The 12,044-nt window shown below is 68.0% G+C and carries 11 protein-coding genes; 4 read left to right on the top strand and 7 right to left on the bottom strand.

Annotated elements, in window-relative coordinates:
• Nucleotides 1–160: 160 nt before the first annotated feature.
• Nucleotides 161–2,155, top strand: coding sequence for a N,N-dimethylformamidase beta subunit family domain-containing protein (locus ACWGE0_RS09485; RefSeq protein WP_452260435.1), 1,995 nt, complete (start codon nucleotides 161–163; stop codon nucleotides 2,153–2,155).
• Between the two features lie 60 nt (nucleotides 2,156–2,215).
• Here the strand turns inward: ACWGE0_RS09485 and ACWGE0_RS09480 are convergent, their stop codons facing one another.
• Both ACWGE0_RS09480 and ACWGE0_RS09475 read right to left on the bottom strand, forming a co-directional pair.
• Entirely contained in the window at nucleotides 2,216–2,455 is a 240-nt protein-coding gene (locus ACWGE0_RS09480; RefSeq protein ID WP_319967287.1) for an acyl carrier protein, read from the bottom strand.
• 49 nt (nucleotides 2,456–2,504) lie between these two features.
• The gene (locus ACWGE0_RS09475; RefSeq protein ID WP_319967286.1) at nucleotides 2,505–3,203 is read right to left on the bottom strand and encodes an acyl-ACP--UDP-N-acetylglucosamine O-acyltransferase family protein; all 699 of its coding nucleotides are present in this window, start codon (nucleotides 3,201–3,203) and stop codon (nucleotides 2,505–2,507) included.
• Between the two features lie 164 nt (nucleotides 3,204–3,367).
• Between ACWGE0_RS09475 and ACWGE0_RS09470 the strand changes: the two genes are divergently transcribed.
• Together ACWGE0_RS09470 and ACWGE0_RS09465 are read left to right on the top strand one after the other, a co-directional pair.
• Entirely contained in the window at nucleotides 3,368–4,465 is a 1,098-nt protein-coding gene (locus ACWGE0_RS09470) for a DegT/DnrJ/EryC1/StrS family aminotransferase (protein ID WP_452260434.1), read from the top strand.
• Nucleotides 4,462–5,430: a Gfo/Idh/MocA family protein gene (locus ACWGE0_RS09465; protein ID WP_452260433.1), complete on the top strand. Its 969-nt coding sequence runs from the start codon at nucleotides 4,462–4,464 to the stop codon at nucleotides 5,428–5,430. The genes ACWGE0_RS09470 and ACWGE0_RS09465 overlap by 4 nt, the downstream gene beginning before the upstream one ends.
• Nucleotides 5,431–5,508: 78 nt before the next feature.
• Here the strand turns inward: ACWGE0_RS09465 and ACWGE0_RS09460 are convergent, their stop codons facing one another.
• From ACWGE0_RS09460 to ACWGE0_RS09440, 5 genes are all read right to left on the bottom strand, one after another.
• Nucleotides 5,509–6,543: an FG-GAP repeat domain-containing protein gene (locus ACWGE0_RS09460; protein ID WP_452260432.1), complete on the bottom strand. Its 1,035-nt coding sequence runs from the start codon at nucleotides 6,541–6,543 to the stop codon at nucleotides 5,509–5,511.
• Between the two features lie 207 nt (nucleotides 6,544–6,750).
• Nucleotides 6,751–7,938 (bottom strand): glycosyltransferase family 4 protein, encoded by a 1,188-nt coding sequence (locus ACWGE0_RS09455; protein WP_452260431.1) that lies wholly within the window; start codon nucleotides 7,936–7,938, stop codon nucleotides 6,751–6,753.
• 5 nt (nucleotides 7,939–7,943) lie between these two features.
• Complete coding sequence (locus ACWGE0_RS09450) at nucleotides 7,944–8,402, bottom strand: acyltransferase (RefSeq protein ID WP_319967281.1); 459 nt, start codon at nucleotides 8,400–8,402, stop codon at nucleotides 7,944–7,946.
• Between the two features lie 7 nt (nucleotides 8,403–8,409).
• Nucleotides 8,410–9,348, bottom strand: a complete 939-nt coding sequence (locus ACWGE0_RS09445) for an NAD-dependent epimerase/dehydratase family protein (protein WP_452260430.1) — start codon at nucleotides 9,346–9,348, stop codon at nucleotides 8,410–8,412.
• A gap of 38 nt (nucleotides 9,349–9,386) precedes the next feature.
• On the bottom strand, nucleotides 9,387–10,517 hold the full coding sequence (locus ACWGE0_RS09440) for a DegT/DnrJ/EryC1/StrS family aminotransferase (RefSeq protein ID WP_319967279.1): 1,131 nt from the start codon (nucleotides 10,515–10,517) through the stop codon (nucleotides 9,387–9,389).
• A gap of 275 nt (nucleotides 10,518–10,792) precedes the next feature.
• On the opposite strand from ACWGE0_RS09440, the gene lhgO reads away from it, so the two are divergent.
• Nucleotides 10,793–11,986, top strand: coding sequence for an L-2-hydroxyglutarate oxidase (gene lhgO / locus ACWGE0_RS09435; RefSeq protein WP_452260429.1), 1,194 nt, complete (start codon nucleotides 10,793–10,795; stop codon nucleotides 11,984–11,986).
• Nucleotides 11,987–12,044 lie beyond the last annotated feature (58 nt).

Raw genomic sequence — 12,044 nt, 5'->3', positions numbered from 1 at the left:
AGTCCCGACGAGCGTACCCGGCTGGACTTCTTGATCATCTCGCGTACCTGAGCGTGTGCTGTTTCACAACGAATGCGTCAAGTATTTCGTCAAAACGAAACAGTTGGACATCCCCGCCGACCATCACTACACCGGAAAGTGCTGGTCGAAGGGGGTATTTATGCCGATCGACCTGGAACAGTCGCAACTGCGCATGGTCGCGGGAGGCGACGGTCACATCTTCAGCGTCCAGGCGGACGGCCGTCTGCTGCACTACCGCCACCTCGGATGGCAGACGGGCGCGGTCAGCTGGGCGAACGGGGGCGTCGGCCGGCTGATCAACTCGGGCTGGCACGTCTTCACCACGGTGCTCGGCGCCGCGGACGGCCAGCTGTTCGGCTTCGCGGGTGACGGAACCGTCCGCTGGTACAAGTACCTCGCCGCGACGGACACGTGGGCACCCAACGGCGCCACGGTCATCGGCACCGGCTTCGACCAGTACGTGCAGGTCTTCGGCGGGTGGAACGGCGAGATCTACGCGGTCGACGGCGACGGCAAGCTCTTCTGGTTCCGCTACGTCGCCGGCAACGGCACGACCGGGCCGGGCGCGTGGGCCAACGGCGGCGTGGGCCTGCTGGTCAAGACGGGTCTCAAGTTCTACCAGCAGTACGTCGCCGACCAGGGCGGCGTGATCTACGCGGTCAAACAGGGTGAGGAACTCCACTGGTTCAAGCACACCGGCGGCGGCACCTGGGCCAACAGCGGTGAACCGGTCGCGATCGGCACCGGCTGGACAGCCGAGTACCAGCGCGAGTTCATCGCCATGGGCGGCTCGCTCTACACGGTGTTCATCAACCGCTCGTCCCCGCCGGCCCGCGACCACGAGCTCAACTGGTTCCGCCTGAACAACTGGCAGAGCATCCCGCTCAACGGCGCCCCGTCGTGGGCGAACAACGTCGGCACGCTGGTCGGCACCGGCTGGACCACCTGCCGGACCGCCAACCTGCAGGGGTACGCCGCTTCGTGGTCGGCGTCGACCGGCTCGTCGCTCGGCGTGAAGGTGTCGTCGACGGTCGGCTCGTTCGCCGCGAGCGTGCAGCGGCTGACAGGTCCACTGCCGTCGGGCGGCACCACGGTGTGGGGTCCGGTCACCGTCCCCGGAGCGCTCCAGCTGGTGCAGAACGGCTACCGGCGCAGCGGCTGCGGATGGGCCGACACCTTCTCCGTGCCCGTCGGCGCGAACTGGCAGAGCGGGCTCTACGCGGCGACGCTGTCAGGTCCGCTCGGCATGAAACGGCACGTGCCGTTCGTGGTGAAGCCCGCCGCACCCGTCAACCAGCTCGCGGTGCTGCTACCGACCTTCACGCACAACGCCTACAACGCGTGGGGCGGCCACAGCCAGTACACCTGGGACATCGTGCCGACGAACCGATACGTCACCCTGCGGCGCCCTGCCGAGAACGCGGTCCTGAGCGCACCGGGGAGGCTGGACGCACGCTGGTACAGCGACCTGCTGCTGCTCCGCTGGCTGACCGCCAACGGGTTCGCGTACGACTGCTACCAGGACCTCGACCTGCACCAGTCGGCGAGCTGGATCGGCCAGTACAAGGCGGTGGTGCTGGGCACGCACCCCGAGTACTGGACGGTCACCATGCGCACCCGGCTCCTCGCCTACCTCAACGCGGGCGGCAAGGTGCTCGCGCCGAGCGGCAACGCGATCTACGAACCGCTCGACCTCGCCGACAGCGACACGACGGCGGTGCACCGGGATCCGAACGGCAACCGGATCCCGTACGAGAACCACGGGATGCCACCCTCGGACGTGCTCGGGGTGTCCTACACCGGCGCGTACCTCACGTTCGAGCCGTACGAGGTGATCGTCGACCACCCGTTCCTCGCCGGTACGGGACTGACGGTGGGCAGCCAGTTCGGCCTGACCGGCTACAACGGGGCCGCGAGCGGGTGGGAGATGGACGCCACCCCGCTGGGCGGGCTGTCCGGCGTGCAGATCATCGCCGAGGGCGGGCAGTCCGGCGGGGCGAACATCGTCCAGGCCGCGAAGGCCAACGGCGGCTGGGCCTTCAGCGTCGGCTCGCTCACGTTCAACGGCGCGCTCGACAACGACCCGGCCATGTCGAAGCTGTTCAAGAACGCCGTGACCGCCGCGCTCGCCTGACCCGGAACACGCAAAGGGCCGACCTCCCCAGGAGGCCGGCCCTCGCCAGAACCGATGAGATCAGTCCTCGACGCCGAGGCCCTTCAGCATGTCGACGGCGACCTTGAAGCTGCTCATGTCGATGACCTGCTCGGTGTCGAGCTCGACGTCGAACTCGTCCTCGATCGCGGCCACCAGCGCCATGTGGCCCACGGAGTCCCACTGCTCGATGTCGCGGTACTTCAGGTTCTCCACGTCGACGTCCTCGTCGAGGCCGAGGGACTCCACGAAGACGGTGCGAAGCCGGTCGTTCAGCGCCATTTGGTTCTCGATCTTTCTGTGCTCGGGTCTCGGGACTCGGGTCTGGATGTCAGTGCGCGGGCGCGCGATCGGCCCATGCCTTCAGCAGGGAGGCGATCTCCTCGGGGAGCCCTGAGGAGGGCAGTTCGCCCTTGCCCTTCAGGAACGGCTCCAGTGCGGTGATCGTCTCCTCGTCGCAGCCGCGGCGGCTCAGGCCGACGACGTTGATGCCGGTCACCCTGGCCGGGTTGCCGACGCTGATCGTGAACGGGTCGGCCGTCTTGCGGACGGCGGAACCCATGCCGACCATCGCGCCGGGACCGATCTCGCAGCTCTGGTGCACGACGGTGCTCATGCCGACGTTGGCGTGCGACCAGACGACCGTGTGACCGCCGAGCTGCACCGTGCAGGCGAGGGTGATGGCGTCGTGCAGCACCACGTCGTGGCCGACGTGGCTGCGCACGAGCAGGTAGTTGCCGTCGCCGATGGTCGTCTCGCGGTGCGTGCCCTGGTGGACCGTCACGTATTCGCGGATGCGGTTGTTGTCGCCGATGTTGACGCCATGACCGTCCAGCTCGCCCTCCCAGGCGACGGGATGCGGACCGTTGCGGTCCTCGGCCGGCGTGCCGATCGTGACGTGCGGGCCGATCCAGTTGCCGTTGCCGATCCGGCAGGGACCGACGACGACCGAGTAAGGCCCGATGACGTTGTCGTCACCCAGCTCGACACCGTCGCCGATGATGGCGGTGGGATGAATACGGTTAGTCACAAGACCCGTTCCTGCGTAAGCCCGGAGTTACCTGCGTTACCTCACGCAGGCCCACGGCAACATGGCCGCGATCGGGAGGTAACGTGTCTTCCCGCGTCAAGGGGCGGGACGAACAGTCACTGTACCGGACGCGGCCCACCGTCTCCGGAGCGAAAGACTGCTGCATGATCCCCATCACTGTCGTGGACGTTCAGGACGCCGAGCCGCTCGTTCTCGAGGTGCTCAGGTCCGGCGTCATCGCCCAGGGCCCCATGGTGAAGCGGTTCGAAGACGCCTTCGCCTCGGTCGCCGGTGTGTCACACGCGATCGCCGTCAACAACGGCACGACCGCGCTCGTGGCGTCGATCCAAGCGCTCGACCTGAAGCCGGGTGACGAGGTCATCACGACCCCGTTCACCTTCGTGGCGACGCTGAACGCAATTCTGGAGGCAGGTGCGACCGCGCGGTTCGCGGACATCAGCACCGACGACTTCAACATCGACCCGGAGAAGGTCGCTGCGCAGATCACCGACCGCACCAAGGTCCTCATGCCGGTGCATCTCTACGGCCAGATGGCGGACATGGGCCGTCTCGTCCCGCTGGCCCAGGAGCACGGCCTGACCATCGTCGAGGACTCGGCGCAGGCGGTCGGCGCGACGTACGAGGGCAAGCCGGCCGGCAGCTTCGGCATCGGCTGCTTCTCGCTCTACGCGACGAAGAACATCACCACGGCGGAGGGCGGCGTCATCACGACGTCCGACGACGCGCTGGCGGACAAGCTGCGGGTCATGCGCAACCAGGGCATGCGCGCTCGCTACCAGTACGAGATGGCGGGCCACAACTACCGCCTGACCGACCTGCACGCCGCCGTCGGCATCCCGCAGCTCGAGAAGCTGCCGCAGCTCACCAAGGCTCGCCAGCGCAACGCGGAGGCGCTGTCGAAGGGCCTCGCGGACGTGCCCGGTCTCACGGTTCCCGCCGTGCTGTCCGGCCGTGAGCACGTGTGGCACCAGTACACGGTCCTCGTCGGCGACGACGCCCCGGTGACCCGCGACGAGCTCGCCGCGAAGCTGTCCGAGAAGGGCATCGGCAACGGGATCTACTACCCGAAGCTGGTGTTCGACTACGACTGCTACCGCGACCGTGCGGACGTCATCACGTCGGATGTCCCGGTGGCGAAGAAGGTCGCCGAGCAGGCGCTGTCGCTGCCGGTGCACCCGAAGCTCACCGACGCCGAGCTGGAGACGATCGTCACGTCCGTGCGGGAGGTGTTCGGAGCATGAGCAAGCCGCACCGCATCGCCCTCATCGGCACCGGCTCGATGGGCTCGCTGCACGCCCGTGTGACGTCGCAGAACGAGCGCGCCAAGCTGGTTCGCGTCGTCGACCCCCGCGAGGAGGCCGGCAAGGCCGTCGCGGATCGCTTCGACGCCGCGTGGTCCCCCGAGATCGGTTCGCTCGAGGACGTCGACGCCGTCATCCTGGCCGCTGCCACCGAGGCGCACCACAAGCTGGCGCTCGAGGTTCTCAACCAGGGCAAGCCGCTGCTGGTGGAGAAGCCGGTGTGCGACGACCTGCACAAGTCGGAGGAGGTCGTCGGGCTGTCGGAGAAGCTCGGCGTCCCGATGATGTGCGGTCTGCTGGAGCGCTACAACCCGGCCGTGCTGACCGCACTGCACCTCATCAACGAGCCGGTGCACGTGATGGCGCGCAGGCACAGCCCGTACGCGCCGCGGATCAAGACCGGCGTCTCGTGGGACCTCCTGGTCCACGACGTCGACCTCGCGATCCAGTGCTTCGGCGGGGTCGAGCCTCAGCGCGTCACCGCAGGCGTCGGCAACTTCCACCCGGACTCGCTGCCGGGCGCGGAGGACAACGTCGAGACCGTGCTGACGTTCCCGACCGGTCTCGCGACCGTGTCGGCCAGCCGCATCGGTCAGCGCAAGGTTCGTTCGCTGGTCGTGTCCGAACTGGACCGTCTCATCGAGATCGACCTGCTGCGCCGCGACGTCACGATCTACCGGCACGTCTCGCACGACGCGGCCACCGCGGACGGTCTCGGTTACCGCCAGCAGGCCGTGATCGAGATTCCGGAGCTGCTGTCGGCGCGCGAGCCGCTCGCCACCCAGCTCGACCGCTTCCTCGACCTGATCGAGGGCAAGGTCGACGCGGACGACGAGCGCCGGTCGATCCTTCCGGCGCACCGCGTGGTGGCCAGCGTGCTGGAGAGCTCCCGCACGGCGGTCTGACCGTCCACTGAGGAACAGAACACGAAGAAGGGCCGGCCCGATTGGGCCGGCCCTTCTTGTTGTGTCAGACGCGATCTACTAGCTGATCACGTTGTTCGTGTTCCAGCCCCAGCCCAGGGACTCGGGGGCCAGGAACGTGTTGAACGCGGTGTACTCACCGGTCGGCTGGAAGACGCCGGTGTGACGGTAGGCCTGCAGGACGCCGCCCTGCGTGCGGCCGAGGATGTCGGTGCTGCCGTCGAAGTTCACGTCGGCGAAGCTGACCGCGTTCATGGTCTCCCAGCCGTACGACAGCCACCAGACGTGACCACCGTTGGTCGGGGAGAACACGCCGAGCCAGCCGTCGTTCGCCAGGAACACCAGGTCCGGCACGCCGTCCTTGGTCACGTCGGCCATGTTCAGCTCGACGTCGTCCTTCACGCCCGTCACCAGCAGCTGCGGGGCACCGAAGGTGTTCATGCCGTTGATGCCGGTGCCGCTCGCACCCGCGCCGTTGTGCGGGTAGATGTAGAGCTCGTCCGTGCCGGCACGGCGGGCGACGATGTCGTCGAAGCCGTCACCGTTGACGTCGTGGAGGAACACGATGTCGTTGATGTACCAGCCGCCGCCGACGAAGGTGACCGCGCCGAGCGTGCTCGTGCCGTTGAAGGAGCCCGAGTGCTCGTAGACGGCCATGCCGCCGTTGACGTGGTCGATCGCGACCACGTCGGACAGGGAGTCCTTGTTGATGCGGCCGCTGCCGATCCAGCGCTTGCCGTTCCAGCCGTAGTTGATGTCCACAGCGGGCTCGTACGTGCCGGTACCGGCGTACGTGCCGTGGTGCTGGTAGACCTTCAGCGCACCGTTGTCCGCCTGGCGGGCAAGGATGTCGTGCTTGGTGTCACCGTTCCAGTCACCGGCGTTGCCACCGCTGGACGCGGACGCGGTGCCGAACTCACCGGTCTTCTTGGCCGGCATCATGTGCATCTTGATCTCGGCGTGCTTCGGTGGCTTCGGTGCCGCCGCCGCGGACGCGCCACCGGGAACGAGCGACACCGCAACGAGTGCCGCCGCGAAAGCCGCGAGAACACGCGCGACGTTGCGGGAGCCCCCACCACGCAACTTCTGCTGCATATGTATTTCTCTCCTGCTTCTCCGTGGAGAAGGGTGTACCGAAGAAGCCCCCCACATGCGCGGACGACGGCACAGTCAGCAGGCCCCCAGGCCCCCAAGCGACACGAGACGATCTCGCCCCCCTGTCTGATTATCGGAGAGAAGATCGGATCGTTTCACCCAGACGAGTGACATAGGTCACTCGTGTGCGAGTATGCGGAAACCGAGTCAGCCGCGTTGGGAGGCTAGGCCTGCCAATACTTCGAGGTGCTTGCGCAGCACGACTTCCATCGTGAAGTACGTGTCCACGAGCGCGACGCCGGCCTCGGAGATGTGCTTCGACTCCGCCGGGTCCTTGATCGCCTCGATCAGCCGGGCGGCGAGCTCCGCGGTGTCGCCGAGCGGGACCAGGTGCACGTTGTCCCGGTCGACCAGCCGGACGTCGAAGAAGTTGTCCTCCCGCACGGCCGCGACGACGGGCACGCCGGCCGCCATGGACTCGATGCTCGCGATGCCGAAGCCGTAGCCCTGCATCTCGTGGCACTCCACCTGCGCGGCGGCGAGGTAGTGCGGGATGTCCGACTTGGGCACACCACCGGTGGTGATGATGGACTTCTCCACGCCCAGTTCGGTGGCGCGCTTGAGGAACGGGTCGAAGTAGATACCTCCGACCACCACCAGCTTGGCCTCCGGCACCTCGCGCAGCACCGCGGGCATCGCCTCGACGAGCGCGAGCCTGTCGCGCAGCGGGATGACGTGGCCGGTGGACAGGATGATCGGGTCGTCACCGAGGTCGTGCCGCGCGCGGATGATGGTGCCGTCGCCGCCGCGGACCCACTCCGGCTCGACGCCGACCGGGATCGGCACCATGCCGCCGATGCTGCCCTTGTACTTCCGCTTGATGTACTCGTCCATCTGGACGTCCATGACGACGTAGGTCGGCCGGTAGTGCCGCATGAACGGCGCCACCACGAACCTGTCCAGCTGGTTGAAGGCGAACTGGTAGAACCACGTCGGGCTCTCCAGCCGGGTGTGCACCGACAGCAGCGTGGGCACGTTGTTCCTGCGTGCCCACACACCGCTGAACCACGTCAGGTCGAAGAACTGACCGTGCTGGTGGATGACGTCCGGCCCGAACTCGTCCAGCACCTTGTTCAGCCGCCGCGGCAGCGAGGGCCGGACGGTGAAGGCGATGTCGAAGTTGATCGCGAGCCGGGTCTCGGGCAGCCGGAACGCGGGAAACCGCAGGACGCGGACACCGTTGTGGACGGTGTCCATCGGCTGCTCTGCATGCTCCGCCGTGATCACGAGGACCTCGTGCCCGGCGCGGACGTAACCCTCCGCCAACGCCTCCGCGAGGTGGGCGCTACCACCCACCCGCGGAGGGTAGAAGTTGTTGACGACGGCGATCTTCACAGGCGTCAGCCGGAAACGGGCCCGATTTTTACTTCCGACCCGCTGAGCTCGACCGTGCCGATCGGGCGCGCCGGCACACCACCGACGACGGTGCGCGCGGGCACGTCCTTGGTGACCACGGCTCCCGCCCCGACCACCGCCTCGTCCCCGATCGTCACGCCCATGTTGACCACGGCGTTCGCGCCGAGGAAGACACGATCCCCGATGGTGACCGGTGCACGGTCGACCACCGGGTACTCACGCCCCGACACGCAGCGCTTCATCGAGCTGTGGGTGTAGATCTGCACGCCGCTGCTGATGTCGCAGCCCGCGCCGATCTTCAACCCGCCGGAGCCGTCGAGCACGGTGAACGCCCCGATCCAGGTGCCGGGGCCGATCTCCGGGTCGCCGGTGATCCACGAGTGCCGGTTGTACGGGTTCGGCGGCAGGCCGTGGAGCTCGTCGAAGTTCTGCTGCTCGGTCACTGCTGCCCTACTCGGCCGGAGCCGAGGCGCGCACCAGCTCGGACATGCCCTGCTCGACCGTGATGGTCGGCTCCCAGCCGAGGATCTCCTTGGCACGGGTGATGTCCGCGGCACGACGGGACACGAGCACGTCGCGCGGGTTGAACTGCGGCTCCACGTCGACGCCGACGGCCTGGATCAGGATCTTGGCCAGCTGTGCGATGGACGTGTCCACGCCGGTGCCGATGTTGATCGGCAGGTTGCCCTGCTCGCTCTCCATCGCCATCACCACGGAACGCGCGAGGTCGTGGACGTGGATGAAGTCCATCGACTGCTCACCCTTGCCGTCGATGACCGGCGGCTGGCCGGCACGGAGGCGCTGGATGAAGTGGTTGATCACCGAGGTGTAGTACGCCTCGATCTTCTGGCCGGGGCCGTACACGTTGAAGAAGCGCAGGGCGTTCCAGGAGAGGCCCTTCTGGCGCTGGTAGAAGCCCAGCAGGTCCTCACCGGCACGCTTGGTGATGCAGTACGGCGTGAGCGGGCGAAGCTCGTCGTCCTCGTGCATCGGCAGGCGCTTCGGGTCGCCGTAGACCGAGGCGGTCGAGGCGAAGACCAGGCGCTTGACGCCCTCGTCCGCGGCGGCGGCGAACACGTTGTGGTTGCCGGTCATGTTGATGTCGACCGACTCGTGCGGGTCCGCGATGCTCTTGTTGATCGAGACCGTCGCGAAGTGGATCGCGTGGGTGCAGCCGCGCATGGCCTCCCGCACCGCACCGCCGTAGCGGACGTCCTTCTCGATCAGCTCGACGTTGCCGGTCGCGACCAGCTCGTTGACCTTGGCGCGGTCACCGCGGGACATGTTGTCGAACAGGCGCACCTTGTAACCGCGCTCCAGCAGGAGCGGGATGACGTGCATACCGATGAACCCGGCGCCACCGGTGAAGAACACGGTGCGGTCGGACATGACGGTCAACTCCTTGTACTCGGGGTGCGACCTGGCGGTCAGGAAAGCTCGGCGACAACCTCGCGAACCGCTTCCGCGGCGCGCTCGACTTCTTCGTCGGTGAGGTTCGCGTGCATCGGGATGGCCAGGTGCCGGCGGAACAGGTCCGCGGACACCGGGCAGGGCTCGGTGGCCCCGTAGATCGGCTGGACGTGCGAGGCGTACGTGCCGAAGTTGCACTGCACGCCGCGCTCACGCAGCTTCAGCGCGACCTGGTCACGGCTGATCGACGGGTCGATCGTGATGATGTAGGCCTGCCACGGGTGCGTGCGGTCCGGCGCCGTGACGGGCAGCTCGATGCCCTCGACACCCTTGAGCAGCTCGCCGTAGCGCTCCGCGACGTGGGTGCGGGCGGCGAGCAGGCTCGGCAGCCGGTCGAGCTGCACGTTCATGATCGCGGCCTGGACGTCCGAGAGGCGGTAGTTCCAGCCCAGCTCGTGGAACGTCGGGATGGGCAGCGTGTCGCTGCTCGCGCGGCCGAGCGCGGGCTCGATGCCGTAGGTGTGCAGCTTGCGCACCCTGGCGTCCCACTCGGCGTTGTTCGTGGTGAGCGCGCCACCCTCGCCGGAGGTGATGCCCTTGCGGCCGTGGAAGCTGAACGCGGCGATGTCCGCGAGGCTGCCGGCCGGACGGCCCTTGTAGGTCGCGCCCGCGGCACATGCGGCGTCCTCGATGAGGAACAGGCCGTGCTTGTCCGCGATCGCGCGCAGCTCGTCGTAGTCGGCGGGCTGGCCGGCGAGGTCGACGGCCACGATGCCGGTGGTGCGCGGCGTGATGGCGGCCTCGACCGCGGCCGGGTCCACGGTCCAGATGTCCGGGCGGATGTCGGCGAACACGGGCTTCGCGCCGGTGTACATCACGGCGTGCCCGGTGGCGGGGAAGGTGTAGTCGGCGACGACGACCTCGTCACCGGCCTTGGCACCGAGGACGTGCAGCGCCAGGTGCAGTGCGGCACCGCAGTTGCTCGTGGTCAGCGCGTGCGAGGTGCCGGCCGTGACGGCGAAGCGCTCCTCGAACTTGCGGCAGGTCGGTCCGGCACCGGCGAGCCACCCCGACTTGAAGACCTCGGCGATCGCGGCGAGCTCTTCGTCACCGACGGTGGGCTGGCCGAGAATGATGGGCTCAGACATACCTCTCCCCTGCGTGGATGGCGCCGAGTGTATAGGTGCGAGAGACGATCACCGGCGGGTGGGCCGTAGTGTCCTCAGTGCCGCGACCGGCGGCCTTGGCCCCGTATTCGGTGTCCAGACGGGTGCATCGCGGTGCCGGCCCCACGTCGGCATCCTGGTTGGCTGTGGGCGTGGGGCCGGTGCCGTGAGGCGCCCTGCTGGGCGCCGAAGACGCGGCCAAGGCCGCTGGTCGCGGCACTGGCAACACGAATGGACCCGGAAGACGAGGATTTGACGTGCGACACATCGCGGTTATCGGTGGTGGGATCGTCGGCCTGGCGGTCGCCAACGAGCTCGCAGGACGCGGCCACCAGGTGACCGTGCTGGAGAAGGAATCCCACTGGGCGGCGCACCAGACGGGCCACAACAGCAACGTCGTGCACGCCGGCCTGTACTACAAGCCGGGTTCGTTCAAGGCGCGGATGTCCGTGGCGGGCAACGCTTCCATTGTGGACTTCGCCAAGGAGCACGGCGTTCCCTTCGAGGTCTGCGGCAAGCTCGTCGTGGCCACTTCGGAGGACGAGATCGGGCGGCTGAACGCGCTCGCCGAGCGCGCGGAGGCCAACGGCGTGCCGGCCCGCATGATCTCCGCCGCCGAGGCCCGCGAGTACGAGCCGGAGGTCGCCACGGTCGCCGCGCTGCGCGTCGAGTCCACCGGCATCATCGACTTCCCCGCCGTGTGCTCCGCGCTGGTTCGGCTGCTCCACGCCCACGGCGCTGACCTGCGGCTGAACAGCCCAGTGCTCGGCATCCGCCAGTCGCAGACCGGTTCCGGTGTGGAATTGGCCACTCCGCAGGGGATCGTCCGCGCCGACGCGCTGGTGAACTGTGCCGGACTCCACAGCGACCGCATCGCGCGGATGGCCGGCCTGGACCCGTCGGCGACGATCGTGCCGTTCCGCGGCGAGTACTTCGAGCTGACGCCGGAGCGCCGCGGTCTGGTGCGCGGCCTCATCTACCCGGTGCCGGACCCCACGCTGCCGTTCCTCGGCGTCCACCTGACCCGGATGCTCGACGGCAGTGTCCACGCAGGACCGAACGCGGTGCTCGCCCTGCGCCGCGAGGGTTACAAGTGGTCGCAGTTCTCGGCCACCGACCTGTTCGAGGTCGCGAAGTTCCCCGGCACCTGGCGGCTCGCGAAGAAGTTCGCGCGCACCGGCCTCGAGGAAGTGCTGCGTTCGTTCTCCCGCAAGCGTTTCGCCGCTTCGCTCGCGCGCCTCGTGCCGGCCGTGCAGGAGCAGGACCTGGTGCGCGCGGAGGCCGGCGTGCGGGCACAGGCGATGCTGCCCGACGGTTCGCTGGTCGACGACTTCCTGTTCGAGACGGCCGCGCGTCAGGTGCACGTGCTGAACACGCCGTCGCCCGCGGCCACGTCGTCGCTGGAGATCGCGAAGCACGTGGCCGATCAGGCCGAGGCGTCGCTCGCCTGATTCGAAGACGACAACGGCGGGGGCTCGTTCGCGAGCCCCCGCCGTTTTGTTCGGTCTG

Source organism: Lentzea sp. NPDC054927, assembly GCF_053610285.1.
Note: the sequence above shows the minus strand (reverse complement) of the source record. Positions and strands in the feature narration are given on the sequence as shown.